Origin of the sequence: Nocardia sp. JMUB6875 (assembly GCF_041154655.1) — a bacterium.
In the GTDB taxonomy this organism is placed as follows: Bacteria; Actinomycetota; Actinomycetes; order Mycobacteriales; family Mycobacteriaceae; genus Nocardia.
In genome coordinates, this window is the sequence record NZ_BAAFGR010000018.1 from 59940 (window position 1) to 72168 (window position 12229).

Genomic DNA, 12229 nt, shown 5'->3' on the forward strand with positions numbered 1-12229 from the left:
ATCATCGCGGCCCCGCGATCGGCAGCACCAGCGTGACCACGGTGGGCCCGCCGACCGGACTGTCCACGAACAGCGAGCCGTCCACCGACCGCGCCCGCTGCGCCAGCCCCGAAAGCCCGCCCGCCACAACGGCTTCGCCGGAAACACCGGCCGGTTGCAGCGCCCCGCCCTGACCGTTGTCGCGCACGCTCACCGAGAGCGCGTCCATGCCCGAGGCCAGCGCGCCCGGTCCGGCCGGCATGACGGCCACCCAGATGCGGCTCGCGGCAGCGTGTTTCACCACATTGGTCAGCAGTTCGGCGACCGAGAAGTAGGCGATGGCCTCGATGGCCGGACTGGGCCGCACCGGCAGCAGCACCCGCAGTTCCACCGGGATCGCGCAGCGGGCGGCCAGGGTCTCCAGGGCCGGTCCGAGTCCGAGTTCCAGGGCGGGCGGATGGATACCGCGCACCAGTTCGCGCAATTCGGTCAGCGCCTCCTTGGAGCTCGCGCGGGCCTGGGCGATCAGCTCGCCCGCGTCGCCGCCCGTCGCGAGGCGCTCCTCGGCGCGCCCGAGCATCATGGCGATGCTCACCAGCCGCGCCTGGGCGCCGTCGTGCAGATCGCGTTCCACCCGGCGCAGGGTGGCGGCGGAATCGTCGACCGCGGCGCGGCGGCTCTCCTGGAGTTCGACCAGCTCGCGGTCGCGGGCGGTCGGGGTGAGCAGCCAGAAGGACAGCAGGCGGTGCAGGAAGCACACGCCGCGAATCAGCCATGGCAGCAGGAAGCAGCCGATCACGCCGATCGCCGCGAAGCCCAGCACCCGCGGCCAGGTGTCGAGGAAGTACTGATTGAACTGGACCAGCGAATGGTGCTCGACCCCGTTCTCATCCACATTGACCGGATTCAGCAGGGCCCACGGGAGGGGTGAGATGGCCGTGAAACCCGTCATGGCCACGATCACCAGCACGAAATAGCCGCCCACCATGCCCAATAGGGCCTCGCAGACGAGGAAGAGCAGGGCCCGCCAGGAGGTCCGGTCGGTGAAGGCGCTGCGCAGCCAGCCGATCGGGCCGGGCTTGAAGGTGAACGGCGGCGGCTCGGGCAGCGGCGTATCGAGCAGGACCGCGGCCAGCACCCGATAGATCTTTCCCCACACCCGGCCGCCCAGCAGCAAGGCCGCCACCACCGGAATGCCGACGATGAACATCACCAGGAACACGCTGCCCCAGGCCGCCAGGAACAGATAGGCGCTGGCCAGGCAGCCGAGCACGAAAACAATGATCAGATAGGCGAATTCCTTCCAGGTGCGGGCCCGGAAGGGCGTCACCAGAAAGGTGCGCAGCCCCGCCCACGGGCTGCCACCGCCCGGATCCGGTTGCGGGGCGGGCGGTTCGAACGCGAGGGTGGGCAGGGCGGCCGTATCGCTCATGGTCCCATCGTCGCGGGTCGCCGGGTGCCGGGGCGAGGGAGCAGACCCGAAAACAAGCGGTGTAGCCAGCACCACCACGTAATCGGCGGCACCACCACCTAGCATTCTGCGCATGACATACGATCCGCCGCCGCCGGGCTGGGATCCGCAGTCCCCGGGCCACAACCCGCAGCCCGTGGACTTGAACAAGCCCCAGGACGCCGCGCAGCCCCAGGACTTCGGCCAGCCCTACGGATACGGCCAGCCGCAGGACTACAGCCAGCCGCAGGCGTACGGCCAGCCCCAGCCGTACGGCTACAACCCCGGATATCAGCCCGCGCCGGGCTACTACCCGGGCTATTACGGCGCGCCCGCGCCGGACCACCCGCAGGGCGTCATCATCCTGATCCTGGGCATCATGAGCCTGGCCTTCTGCCAGCTGCTCGGTCCGGTGGCCTGGATCATGGGCAGCAAGGCGCGCCGGGAGATCCGGGATTCGGGCGGGGCCATCGGCGGCAGCGGCATGGTGACGGCGGGCTGGATCTGCGGCATCGTCTCCTCGGCGCTGCTCATCCTGGCGATCCTGTTCATCGTGTTGATGCTCGTCGTGGGCGCGGCCAGCACCACCACGTAAGCCTCGCGGCGGGCCCGGGCGCGGCCGCCACTACCATCGCCCGGGTGAGTCCCGCCCCGACAGCCGACGACCCGCTCGCCCCCGGACCGACCGAATGGGGTGAGCATCCGCACGGTGTCGGGCCGTGGCGCGCGGAGTTCGGCACCGAGCCGCCGGCCGATCCGCGCCTGGATCCGGAGCTGCTCGAACACGGCGACCGCCGCAATGTGGTGGACGCCTACCGCTATTGGCGGCGCGAGGCCATCGTCGCCGACATCGACGCGCGCCGGCATCCCTTCCATGTGGCCATCGAGAACTTCGGGCACGACGCCAATATCGGCACGGTCGTGCGCACCGCCAATGCGTTCGCCGCGGCGGCCGTCCACATAGTGGGCCGCAAGCGGTGGAATCGGCGCGGCGCCATGGTCACCGACCGCTACCAGCACATTCACCATCACACCGATACCGATGAACTGCTGCGCTTCGCGGAGTCCGAGGGGCTGACCGTGGTGGCGGTGGACAATGTCCCGGGCGCGGTGCCGCTGGAGACCGCGACCCTGCCGCGAAATTGCCTGCTGCTCTTCGGCCAAGAGGGGCCGGGTGTCACCGAGGCCGCGAAAAAGGGCGCGCTGCTGACGGTTTCGATCGCGCAGTTCGGGTCGACACGCAGCATCAATGCCGGGGTCGCGGCGGGTATCGCGATGCACGCGTGGGTGCGTCAGCACGCGGACCTGGGCAACGCGTGGTGACGCTCGACTCTCGGTAACAAAATAGCCACGAACAGTGGTGTCCGATTGGCATTATTAGTCCCATGACATCGCGGACCGGGCGCAATATAGAGCCGACCGCTGCCCTGTGGTCGGAGCGTGCTGACCTGGCGGAATCCGCGGTTCTCTCCCGGCATCTACGTAGGCTGTGGGCTGTTCCCGGCACCCAGCTGGGGGTGGTCGGCTGGCCCGCCATGAAACGCGAACGCAGCTTCGCCTTCTGGAACTACTGGTGGCAAGCCCACTTGATCGACTGCACGGTCGACGCCGCCAATCGCGCCCCGACCCCCGCGCGGCAGCGGCGCCTGTGGTCCATCGCGCACGCCATGCGGCTGCGCAATATCACCGGCTGGACCAACAACTACTACGACGATATGGCTTGGCTGGCAATCGCTTTGGAGCGCGCCGAGCGGATCGCGGGGGTGGAGGAGGTCCGCGGCGGGCTGCTCATCCTGGAGAAGACGCTGGTCAACGGGTTCGAGCCGGAGTTCGGCGCGGTGCCCTGGCGCCGGGGCTCGGACTTCTTCAACGCACCCGCCAACGGCCCGGTGGGCATCGCCATGGCCCGGCTGGGCCGCTACGCGCGCGCCCAGGAACTGGCCGACTTCCTCGACACGCACCTGCGTGACCAGGACACCGGCCTCATCTTCGACGGCATCCATCTACCGTCCGGCGAGGTGGAGAAGCCGGTCTACAGCTACTGCCAGGGCGTGACGCTGGGCCTGGAAACCGAACTGGCCGTGCACACCGGCGAGCCCCGGCACGCCGAGCGCGCGGTCCGGCTGGTGGACGCCATCGAGGAGCACATGACCGCGGGCGGCATCGTGGTCGGCGACGGCGGCGGGGACGGCGGCCTGTTCAACGGCATCCTGGTCCGCTATCTGGCCCTGGCCGCGGTCATGCTGCCCGGTGACGAGCCGACCCAGGTGACCGCGCGCCGCAAGGCCGCGACCATCGTCCGCGCGTCGGCGACCGCCGCCTGGGAGCACCGCCTCGATGTGGAGGGCGAACCGCTGTTCGGCGCGGATTGGCGGCAGCCCGCGCGGCTGCCGGGGCTCGCGGGCGCGGGCCGGTTCGAGGGCGGTTCGGTGAGCGCCTCGCGCAGCCCGGAACGCGATCTGTCGGTGCAGCTTTCGGGCTGGAAGCTGATGGAGGCCGCGCACACGGTGACGGCCGCCGGGCTGTAGATCTCGGCTACTGATTCCGGATGACCGGGAGCGGCTGGGTCGTGGCTTCCGCCGCGTCGAGGTCGAAATCCTCGGTGGGCCGCGCCATCTCCGCGCGGTACTGCCGGACCCCGATCACCGTGCCGAGGATCAGCCCGACGACCAGCGTGCCGATGACCGCGGGCATCAGCCAGGACATGTCCTCGAGGAAGCTGCCCGCGTAGTAGCTGGCCAGCAGGATCACCGGGGCCCAGATGACGGCGCCGATGGTCGAGGCGATCGTGTACTTGCGGTGGTCCATCCCGGCCGCGCCCGCGACCAGCGGGCACAGCGTGCGCACCCACGGAATCCAGCGGGCCACCAGCACCGCCAGGAAGCCGTGCTTGTGCAGCATCTCCGAGACCCGCGCCAGATTGCGGGTGTTGATGTATTTGCCGTTCTTGCGCGCGACCAGGTGGTGTCCCGTGCGGCTGCCGAACACGTACCCGACCTGATTGCCGGCGATGGCCGCGATCATGGTGCCGATCGAGAGCGCCCAGATGTGGCCCTCGCCGTTGACCTGCGAGGCCATCACCACGCCGGCGGTGATGAGCATGGAGTCGCCGGGCAGGAACAGGCCGATGATGAGCGCGCACTCGAGAAAGACGAAGGTGAGCACGATCGTCCAGACGAGAACCGGTCCGGCTGTTTCCAGCGGTCCGAACCCGCCGGAGGCGAGGGTGGTTAGCGGGCTGGTCGACACCGATGGCTCAGCGGGTCGGCTCGTTCGTCGAGGTGGCCAGCTCGGCCTGCTCCGGCTGCTGGCCGCGGTGCAGCAGGTTCTTCGCCACCGCGATGATGCCCGGGAGAACGGACACGAACACGATCAGCAGGAAGATCGCCTCGACGTTCTTGCGGATGAATTCGACATTGCCCAGGAAGTAGCCGAGCACCGTGACGCCGCCGCCCCACAGGATCGCGCCGATGATGTCGACGGTGGCGAACTTGCGGTAGTCCATCTTCGAGACACCGGCCAGCACCGGCATGAAGGTGCGCACGATGGGCACGAAGCGGGCCAGCACGATGGTCTTGGGGCCGTGCTTCTCGAAGAAGGCGTGCGTCTCGGTGATGTAGCTCTGCTTGAAGAAGCGGGTGTCTTCCTTCTTGAACAGCGCCGGGCCGATGCTCCGGCCGATCCAGTAGCCGCTCTGATCGCCGAGCCAGGCCACGAACGCGGTCGCGGGCACCAGCCACCAGATGTTCATACCGGCCGGCGGGTGCGCCTGGGCGGCCAGCAGACCGCCAGTGAACAACAGCGAATCGCCGGGGAGGATCGGGAACAGCAGGCCGGTCTCGATGAAGACGATGGCCAAGATCGCCGGGAGCACCGCGTGCGAGAGCCAAGTCTCCGTCAGGAGGTGCATTGGATCCAAGATCGCGGGCAAGGCGGCATTGGTCGTCACGGCATCGGATACGGCCAGCAAGGTCACGGCCACCACAGTACCGGTACCTCGGACATCACACCGAACGTCGATGCAACCTCACAAACTTGTGAGGTATGTGAGGCCATTGCCCCGGAGAAAAAGGGCTGTCCTATCGTGTCAGCTGACAGAATTTGTCGTACGCACCACACACAACACGGAGGTCACTGTGCCCATCGCGACTCCGGAGATCTACGCCGAGATGATTGCTCGGGCCAAGCAGAACTCCTTCGCGTTCCCCGCCATCAACTGCACCTCGTCGGAGACGATCAACGCGGCCATCAAGGGCTTCGCGGACGCGGGTAGCGACGGCATCATCCAGTTCTCCACCGGCGGTGCGGAATTCGGCTCCGGCCTGGGTGTGAAGGACATGGTGACCGGCGCGGTCGCGCTGGCCGAGTTCGCGCACGTGGTCGCCGCGCGCTACGACGTGACCATCGCGCTGCACACCGACCACTGCCCCAAGGACAAGCTGGACACCTATGTCCGTCCGCTGCTGGCCATTTCGGCCGAGCGCGTGAAGAACGGCCAGCACCCGCTGTTCCAGTCGCACATGTGGGACGGCTCGGCGATCCCGATCGACGAGAACCTGGAGATCGCCAAGGAACTGCTGAAGCAGGCGCACGCGGCGAACATCATCCTCGAGGTCGAGATCGGCGTCGTCGGCGGTGAAGAGGACGGCGTCGAGGCCGAGATCAACGACAAGCTCTACACCTCGCCCGAGGACTTCGAGAAGACCATCGACGCGCTGGGCGCGGGCGAGAACGGCAAGTACCTGCTGGCCGCCACCTTCGGCAACGTGCACGGCGTGTACAAGCCGGGCAATGTCGTGCTCAAGCCCGAGGTGCTGGCCGAGGGTCAGCGGGTGGCCGCCGCCAAGCTGGGCCTGGCCGCGGACGCGCAGCCGTTCGACTTCGTCTTCCACGGCGGTTCGGGCTCGCTGAAGTCGGAGATCGAGGACTCGCTGCGCTACGGCGTGGTGAAGATGAACGTCGACACCGACACCCAGTACGCCTTCACCCGTCCGGTCGCCGGCCACATGTTCAGCAACTACGACGGCGTGCTGAAGATCGACGGCGAGGTCGGCAACAAGAAGGTCTACGACCCGCGCAGCTACCTCAAGAAGGCCGAGACCTCCATGGCCGCGCGCGTCGTCGAAGCCTGCAACGATCTGAAGTCGGCGGGACGTTCGATCAGCGCCAAGTAAGCTCAACGGTCGGGATTCCGTCGAAAACGGCGGAATCCGGGCAATTTTCGAGCGGCGGGCGCGCCGCGGTCTCTATCGAGGCAGGTGGCATGACTGTCGATGTACGGGTCCTGGGCCCCGTGCAGCTGTTGGTCGCCGGCCGGTCAGTACCGGTCGGCGGTCCCAAGCCGCGCGCGCTGCTCGCGGCACTGACCGTGAACCGGCGGCGGGCGGTGTCCTCCCAGGCACTGGCCGACATCGTCTGGAACGACGATCCGCCGGACTCCTATCAGGCCAGCCTCCAGGTGTTCGTCTCGAACATTCGCAAGACGCTGCGCACGGCCGGGGTCGACCCGGTGGCGCTGCTGCGCACCGAATCCTCCGGCTACCGGCTGGAAATCGAGGACGACGAATGCGATCTGGGGCGCTTCGAGACGCTGCGCCGTGAGGGTTCGGAGGCCGCCTCGATCGGTGATCCGGCCGCCGCCTCCCGGCTCTTCGGTGCGGCGCTGGCGGAGTGGAGCGGCCGGGCCCTGGACGACCTGTCCGGCCTCGGCTTCGCGGAGAGCTTCGCGACCGCCATGGACGAGGAGCGGCTGCTGGTCGCCTCCGCCCGCATCGATTCCGAGATCGCCTTGGGCCGAGCCTCTTCCGTGGTCGGCGAACTGATCTCGATGACCGGCGCGCATCCGCTGCGGGAACCGCTGTGGGCGCAGCTCATCACCGCCCTCTACCTGTCCGGCCGCCAGGCCGACGCGCTCGACGCCTGCCGCCGGGTGCGCACCGTGCTCGCCGACGAGCTCGGCATCGATCCCGGACCCGCGCTGATCGCGCTGGAGCAGAAGGTGCTGCGCCAGGAACCGTTGAGCACCGGGCAGATTCACGAGGTCGAGCGGATGGCCAAGGCCATGACCGAGACCGTCACCGAGATGCCGCGCGCGGTGCGCGCCGGCCAGCTGCGCATGGACGACGGGCGGACCATCCCGATCGGGCCGAACGGCATGAAGATCGGCCGCATGACCGACAACGATCTGGTCCTCGACGATCCCAAGGCCAGCCGGTACCACGCGCAGATCACCCCGAGCCGGGCCGGTCTGCTCATCAAGGATCTGCACTCGGCCAATGGCATCTACATCAACGAGGAATCCATCGAATCCGCCGCCGTGCTGGCCGACGGGGACGCCATCCGGATCGGGACCACGGTGCTGACCTTCCAGGCGCTGCGCTGATCTCGCCGGTATCGATTCGATCGAGATCGGCGGAGTACCGGCGATTCGTCCGATTCCCCCGGTAGGGTCTCCGCCCGGACGTGTCCGGGAGACCCGATCGGCGAGAGGTTGAGTGCATTGGCCAAGCGGCTGGTGGCAGCTGCGGGAGCGGTGATTTTCGGAGCGGGCGTGCTCGTGGGAGTGGACCGGTCGATGGCGGCGGCGGAATCGGATCCCGGTGCCGCGGCGGGTGTTCCGGGTATCGGGCCCTGCGCGACCGAGGCCAAGCCGTCGCACGAGGCGCTGATCCCCAAGACCCTCGAGGTGCCGGTGGTCTATCCGGTGGTGACGGTCGATCCCGGGCCGCCGGTGGAGAACCTGAAGCGCGTGAAGATGGAACTGCCGCCGGATCCGTGCGTGAACCCGTGCCCCGACCTCACCGACCAGCCCGCCGCGCCGCCCGACCTGGCCCAGCAGCTGGGCCTGCCCAAGCTGATCGTGCGGCCGCAGCCGTTCAATTTCGCGCTCCCCAACCCGAATCCGCCGCAGCTGCCGCCCGGACCCGATCCGGCGCACCCGCCGGTGGAGGCCGCCGCGCAGACCCCGCCCCGGCCCACCCCGCGGGTCTCCGACGTGCGTGAGGTGGCCAAGCTGACCGGCGCCAACTCGGTCAACCGCACCGACAAGCGCTGGCAGGTGCAGGGCACCGACCTGGGCATCATGTGGGAGAGCGCGCCCGACGAGATCGCCATCGCCTTCGGTGACACCGTGGGCCGCGACTTCCACCCGCCGGGCGGCATGGGCGAGGACTGGCGGTCGAATCTGCTGGCGTTCAGCAAGAATCGGGATCTGGCCAACGGGGTGGTCTTCGATCGCATGGTCGCCGACGACCGCTGCCACGCGGCGGAACTGCTGAGCAGCCGCAAGATGGACAATATCGAGATCACCACGATCCCGACCTCCGGCTTCGCGCTCGGCAACCGGCAGTACATGAGCTATATGTCGATCCGCACCTGGAACAGCATTCCGGGCACCTGGTACACCAACTACGGCGGCATCGCCTACTCCGACGACCACGGCGAACACTGGACCAAGGATCCGTACGCCAAGTGGGAGAACATCTTCGGCGTCTCCAACTTTCAGGTGGCGGCCATGGTGCCGCAGGGCGACTGGGTGTACATGTTCGGCATCCCCAATACCCGCCTCGGCGGGGTCGGGCTGGCCCGGGTGCCCAAGGAGCAGGTGCTGAATCCGACCGCCTACCAGTACTGGCAGACCGATGCCTGGGTGCCCGCGTTGGGCGGAATCGTCACCGCCACACCGATTGTCGACGCGCCCGCCGCGGAGCTGTCGGTCCGCTACGATGCCGCCCGCAAGCTGTGGCAGATGAGCTACCTGGACACCGCCAAGGCCGCTCTGGTTGTGCGGGAATCGGATTCACCGCAGGGCGCGTGGTCCGACAGCGCGGTCACGGTGAGCGCACTCCAATTCCCGGAGCTCTACGGCGGATTCATCCACCCCTGGTCGACCGGCGAGGACATGTACTTCACCATGTCGACCTGGAGTGACTACAACGTCTATCTGATGCACGCCAGCGTGAACTGAGGGGGTCCGGGGGCTTGGCCCCCGAACCCCCTTCGCGTTTCGGGAAGCTCAGCTCAGCTTGATCTCCGCGACGGCGCGGCCGAAGAGCTTCTTGCCCTCCGAGGTCGCGCCGAGAACGACGGTCGCGGAACCGGTTTCGGCGTCCACCGACTTCACCTTGCCGGTGAAGTCGATCGGGGTCGCGGCGGTGGGCTCCACCGGCACGAAACCGGAGAACCGCACGCTGAACTTGCGCAGCGCCGACGGATCGCCCAGCCACTCCACCAGGTACGCGGCGGTCAGGCCCATGGTGAGCATGCCGTGCGCCACCACGGTGGGCAGCCCGGCCAGGGTGGCGGCGGTATCGCTGAAGTGGATCGGGTTCGGGTCGCCCGAGACGCCCGCGTAGTTCACCAGGTCGCCGCGGGTGACGGCGGACCGCCCGGCGGGCAACTCGAATCCGGCGGACAGCTCGGCGGCGGCGTGGTTGGTGCGCACCGGCAGCGGCGCGGCGGGCGCGGCCAGCTCACCCACCTCCTCGGGCGCGAGCAGGATCAGCGCGTTGGGGTCGGCGGCGGACTCGCCGGGCTTGGCCACATGGCCGTGCATGACGACGCCGGTCACCGTCTCGACCATGCCGGGATCGATCTCGACGCCCTTGCGGGCCACGATGGTGGTGGTCGCGACCAGCACCGGCAGCAGGTCGGCGTCGGTCATCGTCACCTTGACGGTGATGAAGTCGTTGTCGCCGTAGCTGCGGATGTTCTCCACCGTCACGTCCACGCCGAGGCGGTCCTCGGCCAGGATCGGCCGGTAGTACTCGAAGATCTGATCGGTCTGCAGGAACTGCGAGACGTCGTACTCGGTCAGCACGGAGCCGATCAGGGAGCGGGTGGTGGCCGCGCCGATCACCGACGCGAAGGTCGGCGACGCGAGCAGGCCGCCGTAGCCGAGCGCGGCGGCGGCGTCCTCACGATGGTGGGCGGGGTGATCATTGCGCACGGCGCGCGCGAACTCGCGGATCTTCTCGCGGCCTACGTCATAGTGATCGCGGACACGAAAGTGCCGTCCGACCAAATCGGCGGCGGTGGCCCGAGTGGCCTCAGCCGTTTCCGGCATGGTGTTCAGCTCCCTGCAAAATCGAAAACCGGTGGGCCCGCACCACTTCTGACGGGCATCGCCGCGGGCTGTGCGGCCCGATGCCCTAGACGGTGTACAACCGCTGAAGTGCCGGAATGCCGAAAAGGCTGGCCCAGACAATCCGGCACACTCTACCGGCGTACCGGACCGATGACCAGGTGTTTGTGATGTTCATCGCGGCAGGGACCGCGAATGCGTCAGTGCTCGACCAGGAAGTGTCAGTGCTGCGGGTCGCACACCTTCCACGAACCGCCCTCGTTGCGCAGATCGAAGGTGCGCGCGGAGGTCTTCGTCGGATCCGCCTCGGTGTACACCGTCGCCTGCGCGATGGCGGTGTCGCCGGTCACCTGGATGGCGTCGATGCTCTTCACCAGCGGAATACTCTTCTGCTCCTTGGAAGTCCGATAGACGCTGGTGAACTGGTCCGCCGAGATCTTCTGATAGAACTCGTGCTGGTTGCCGCAGGTGACCGCCCGCAGCGTATCCAGATTCCCGCTGTTCAGGGCGTCCGTGTACGACGTGATCGTCTTCTGCACCAACGCTTCCGGCGAGTTGTCGCTGTTGTGCTTGGTCACCGCCGCGATCACGCCGATGATCGCCGCCACCACGATCACGGCCGCCGCCAAGATGATCCACAGCTTCTTCTTCGAACCACCGGCGGGCTTGGCCTCCGCGTCGGCGGCCGGAACCCGCTGCGGCTGCGCCAATTGCGGTCCACCCGGACCCTGAGGTCCACCGGGGCCTTGCTGTGCGGCAGGGCCTTGCGGTGTCGCGGGGCGCTGCTGAGCCGCCGGTCCCTGAGGCGCGTTGGGGCCCTGCGCATTCGGTGCCTGCGGTCCGCGCGGGCCTTGCGGGCCACCCGGCCCCTGCGGCGCACCCGCACCGACCCGCTGCGGCGGGGCGATCCGCGGCCCGCCGATCGGCTGGCCGGGGGTGGTCGGCTGCATATCGGCGGGGGACGGCGCGGACGCCGGACGGCGCGGGCCCATCGGCGGCCGCGGCGGCGCGGGCCGAGTCTCCTCCACCGGCGCGTCCTGCACCGGCGCGTTGCCGCGCGGTCCGGCATTGCGCGGCCCGATATTGCCCCGGGGCGTCTGCGGCGGCTTGCTCACCGCCCGGCCCTGCGGCCCCGAAACCCGGATCTTCTCGGTCCCCGCCTCCCCGGACACGATCGGCAGCGCCGTGGTGGCGTCCTCGACCGGAGCCGGAACCTTCTCGATCACAACGGTTTCGGCGTCGCCGCTCGGGGCACCGGCGTCGCCCTTCGGGGTATCGCCACCCTTCGCGGCCGGGGCGGCGTCGGACGCGCCGGTCCCAGCGCCCTGCTGGGCCGCTGCGGTCTTCTCGCCCGCTCCATCCTTCTCGCCCGGCGTCTCCGGCATCCCCTGCGTGGGAACATCTTCCGGCGCGGGCTTCTCCGAACCACCCTGCGCTTCAGCCTTTTCGGCACTCTTGTCCTGGCCGGGCCGCTGAATCTTGATCATCTGCGTGGTCGCGTCCGCCGCGGCATCGGCACCGGCAGGCGCGGCCGCCGCACTCTCGGGAGCCTTCTTGTCTGCCGGACGCTGAATCGGAATGAACTGCGTGGGCGCGTCATCGGCCGGAGACGACGCCCCCGGCCCGCCGCTCTTGCCCTGCGGCTGAGCGGGTGCGCCGGGGGCTTGGGGCGGGGTGCCCGGGGACTTGGCGGCGGGCGGCTGGACGCGGTTCGCGCC

The 12229-nt window shown here is 68.7% G+C and carries 11 protein-coding genes; 6 read left to right on the top strand and 5 right to left on the bottom strand.

Annotated features, from left to right (window positions below; translation table 11 throughout):
• Position 1: 1 nt before the first annotated feature.
• Entirely contained in the window at positions 2–1411 is a 1410-nt protein-coding gene (locus tag ACAM49_RS07380; protein ID WP_369634689.1) for a sensor histidine kinase, read from the bottom strand.
• A gap of 112 nt (positions 1412–1523) precedes the next feature.
• On the opposite strand from ACAM49_RS07380, the gene ACAM49_RS07385 reads away from it, so the two are divergent.
• From ACAM49_RS07385 to ACAM49_RS07395, 3 genes are all read left to right on the top strand, one after another.
• Entirely contained in the window at positions 1524–2024 is a 501-nt protein-coding gene (locus ACAM49_RS07385; protein WP_369634690.1) for a hypothetical protein, read from the top strand.
• A gap of 44 nt (positions 2025–2068) precedes the next feature.
• Complete coding sequence (locus tag ACAM49_RS07390) at positions 2069–2752, top strand: TrmH family RNA methyltransferase (protein ID WP_369634691.1); 684 nt, start codon at positions 2069–2071, stop codon at positions 2750–2752.
• A 62-nt stretch (positions 2753–2814) separates the two neighbouring features.
• Positions 2815–3957: a glycoside hydrolase family 76 protein gene (locus tag ACAM49_RS07395; RefSeq protein ID WP_369634692.1), complete on the top strand. Its 1143-nt coding sequence runs from the start codon at positions 2815–2817 to the stop codon at positions 3955–3957.
• Positions 3958–3964: 7 nt separating this feature from the next.
• Here ACAM49_RS07395 and ACAM49_RS07400 read toward each other — a convergent pair whose 3' ends face one another.
• Entirely contained in the window at positions 3965–4678 is a 714-nt protein-coding gene (locus ACAM49_RS07400) for a DedA family protein (protein WP_369634693.1), read from the bottom strand.
• Positions 4679–4685: 7 nt separating this feature from the next.
• Complete coding sequence (locus ACAM49_RS07405; protein ID WP_369634702.1) at positions 4686–5339, bottom strand: DedA family protein; 654 nt, start codon at positions 5337–5339, stop codon at positions 4686–4688.
• Positions 5340–5565: 226 nt separating this feature from the next.
• On the opposite strand from ACAM49_RS07405, the gene fbaA reads away from it, so the two are divergent.
• The 3 genes from fbaA to ACAM49_RS07420 all read left to right on the top strand — a co-directional run bounded on the left by fbaA (position 5566) and on the right by ACAM49_RS07420 (position 9395).
• Complete coding sequence (fbaA, locus tag ACAM49_RS07410) at positions 5566–6603, top strand: class II fructose-bisphosphate aldolase (RefSeq protein WP_369634694.1); 1038 nt, start codon at positions 5566–5568, stop codon at positions 6601–6603.
• Positions 6604–6692: 89 nt separating this feature from the next.
• Positions 6693–7811, top strand: a complete 1119-nt coding sequence (locus tag ACAM49_RS07415) for a BTAD domain-containing putative transcriptional regulator (protein WP_369634695.1) — start codon at positions 6693–6695, stop codon at positions 7809–7811.
• 117 nt (positions 7812–7928) lie between these two features.
• Positions 7929–9395, top strand: a complete 1467-nt coding sequence (locus tag ACAM49_RS07420; RefSeq protein ID WP_369634696.1) for a DUF4185 domain-containing protein — start codon at positions 7929–7931, stop codon at positions 9393–9395.
• Positions 9396–9443: 48 nt separating this feature from the next.
• On the opposite strand, the gene ACAM49_RS07425 is transcribed toward ACAM49_RS07420, so the two are convergent.
• On the bottom strand, positions 9444–10493 hold the full coding sequence (locus ACAM49_RS07425; protein WP_369634697.1) for a fused (3R)-hydroxyacyl-ACP dehydratase subunits HadA/HadB: 1050 nt from the start codon (positions 10491–10493) through the stop codon (positions 9444–9446).
• Between the two features lie 239 nt (positions 10494–10732).
• Positions 10733–12229 (bottom strand): hypothetical protein (locus tag ACAM49_RS07430; protein ID WP_369634698.1); only part of this gene is annotated, 1497 nt, incomplete at its 5' end.